The organism is Megasphaera sp. AF13-6AC (genome assembly GCF_027685385.1).
Taxonomy (GTDB): Bacteria; Bacillota; Negativicutes; order Veillonellales; family Megasphaeraceae; genus Megasphaera; species Megasphaera micronuciformis.
On sequence record NZ_JAQCUN010000154.1, the window covers coordinates 1 to 2,624 of the forward strand.

The following is a 2,624-nucleotide window of genomic DNA, read 5'->3' on the forward strand; positions in this document are numbered from 1 at the left end:
TTTCCTGCTGCCAGTAACATTCGCGTGCTTTGCGGTAACGGCACGCCTGTTTCCGCAAATAAATCGGAAAAGACCGGAATAACAAAAACCAGAGCCCCGAAAAACAGGATATTGATACAAACAAACAGGAACGTCGGATAAATCATCATATTACGCAGTTGTGAACGCTCATCGCACAAGCGTTCATAATAAGACGCAAGTAATTCTGTCATATCTTCCATATGCCCCGAATGTTCACCTGCCTGTACAAGACTGCAAGCCGTTTGCGGAAAAGCACCGCTGTCCTGCATGGACTCTGCCGCTCTTTTACCGCTTTCCATGGCCGTAATGCAACCTTCAACAGCTTGCCTTTTTCTCCTGTTTTTTAAACGCCGTGAAATGAGATGCCAGGCTTCTGTTAAGGGAATCCCCGCCTTTAACAAAAGACAGGTCTGTCCGAAAAGAAAGGCGCACTCTTTATCGGTCAGTACCGGCGATGACCGAAAGAAATAGGGGTCTTCCTTTTCTTTTATTTCCGTAACCGCAAGCCTTCTCTCAGCAGCTTTCATTCTTATTTCTTCCCGGCTCTTAGCCTGTACAACAGCCTTGTGCAACATTTTTCCTTGTCCGTAAGTTACAATATAGGTCTTCATTATTTCTTCAACCGTCCTTCAGCTTGAGCCATTGTTCTCATTCCGTCGGCGCCGCCCGTTTGCATAATCGTTTCCAGTTGATGCTCTTTGCCGCTTCGGATAAGCTGAACCACTGCCGGCGTAGCGACAAGGATTTCTCGACAAATACGTACGCCCTTTCTCGTATTTATGCGCCTTTGCGCCAAAACGGCACATAAAACGGAAGACAAACGATACCGCAATGAGGCTTCCTGTCCCTCACCCATAGAAATTAGACGGGTAACCGTCTGTGCCGCCGTTCGGGTATGCAAGGTAGAAAAAACAAGATGACCCGTTTCCGCTGCCGTAAGAGCCGCCTCCATTGTATTCTTATCCCTCATTTCACCAATAAGTATAATATCCGGATCTTGTCGTAATGCATCGCGTACGCCTTGGGAAAAATCATTAAAATGTTGTCCCTGCTCACGTTGAGTCACCAGTGAACGCCTGCCGGACACGACATATTCAATCGGGTCCTCGAGCGTAATAATATGCCTGGCCCCGCACTCATTAACATGAGACAGCATCCGCCACAGTGTTGTCGTCTTACCGCTTCCCGTCGGTCCTACAGCCAAAATCAGCCCTGACGGGGTATCTGTAAGTTTTGCTAAAAACGGCATATCTTCATCTTCCGGCAGTGACTCCAAAGGATAAAGAATCCTCAAAACACCTCGTATACCGGCCTGCTCTTTAGACCAGTGAGCTCGGCATCTCAAGCGATTATTCATGGGGAAAGAAAAGGACAGACATTCGTTTCCCGAGAATTCATAGCCTCGTTTATGCAGCCATTCAACCGCCGTCTCCTTCACAACAGCCTTATCCGTTAACGGAATCAGCTCGGTATCGGGCAGTCGTATAAAGGGCGGGCGCCCTTCCTGAATATGTAAGTCCGCTCCGCCGGCACTAACCGTTTCATGCAAAAGTTCGTCAATATTCATGATCTTCACCGCAAACCCGCATAATCTCCCGTTCATCCGTAAGGCCGTCTCTCACCATCGCCATTGCCGTTTCTTTGAAAAAAATTGCTTCCTGTGCCCCTTTTCGTACAGCTCCGACGGATGCATCACGGCGTACAATCTCCTTCGTCCGGCTCGTAAAGTAGATAACCTCGGCCAGACAGTCTCTCCCGTCATAACCGCTGAAATTGCATGCAAGACAACCAGTACCGCCACAAACCGCACAGTGCCTTCTAACCAACCGTTGAGCCGCCGTACACAGTAAGGCGTCACCTACCAAGTAGGCGGGAACGCCCATATCGACCAAACGCTCCGGAACGGCAGCTGCCTCGTTGGCATGGATAGTAGAAAAAACGAGGTGCCCCGTCAATGCGGCGCGGACGGCAATGGTGGCCGTCTCATCATCCCTTATTTCTCCGATAACCAAAATATCGGGATCTTGTCGCAAAAGAGCTCTTAATCCTTCATGAAACGCTATCCCGCCCTTTTTACCGATTTGACTTTGAGAAAGGCCGTCTATCTTATACTCGACCGGATCTTCCAGGGTGGCTATACTGACGGACTCCTTATCGATTTCCCGCAAAGCCGCATACAAGGTCGTTGTTTTACCGCTTCCCGTAGGACCGCAGATAATGATTAATCCCTTTGCGTCCCGCAAAGACCTGCGAATCAGACTTACAGCTCGCTTATCCATTCCCAGAGCATCTAAATCGGGCAGGTTTCTGCTACCGCCCAGAATACGAATGACCGCTTTTTCCCCGCGAACGGTAGGCATAGTTGAAAGTCGCATGTCAATACCTTCTTTGTACACAATACGCCCGTCTTGCGGCCTGCGCGCATCGGCAATATCCAAAGCGGCCATAACCTTTAGACGATTGATAAAGGCTTTTCCCTTCTCTTTTCGTATAGCGCCTGCGGACTCCAAAACACCGTCTCGTCGACAACGAATACGAAATTTTTCATCAAGAGGCTCTGCATGAATATCGCTGACACCTCTGTCCATTGCATAGGAAAACAG

Annotated in this window: 3 protein-coding genes; all 3 read right to left on the bottom strand. The window is 49.0% G+C overall.

Going from position 1 to position 2,624, the window contains the following annotated elements; translation table 11 throughout:
* Window positions 1-632 (bottom strand): type II secretion system F family protein (locus tag PGX78_RS07435; RefSeq protein WP_270446241.1); only part of this gene is annotated, 632 nt, incomplete at its 3' end.
* Window positions 632-1,588 carry a type IV pilus twitching motility protein PilT gene (locus PGX78_RS07440; protein ID WP_270446244.1) on the bottom strand — a complete coding sequence of 319 codons (957 nt, stop codon included), beginning with the start codon at window positions 1,586-1,588 and terminating at the stop codon, window positions 632-634. The genes PGX78_RS07435 and PGX78_RS07440, both read right to left, overlap by 1 nt.
* On the bottom strand, window positions 1,578-2,624 hold a 1,047-nt coding region (locus PGX78_RS07445; RefSeq protein WP_270446246.1), incomplete at its 5' end, for a GspE/PulE family protein. The genes PGX78_RS07440 and PGX78_RS07445, both read right to left, overlap by 11 nt.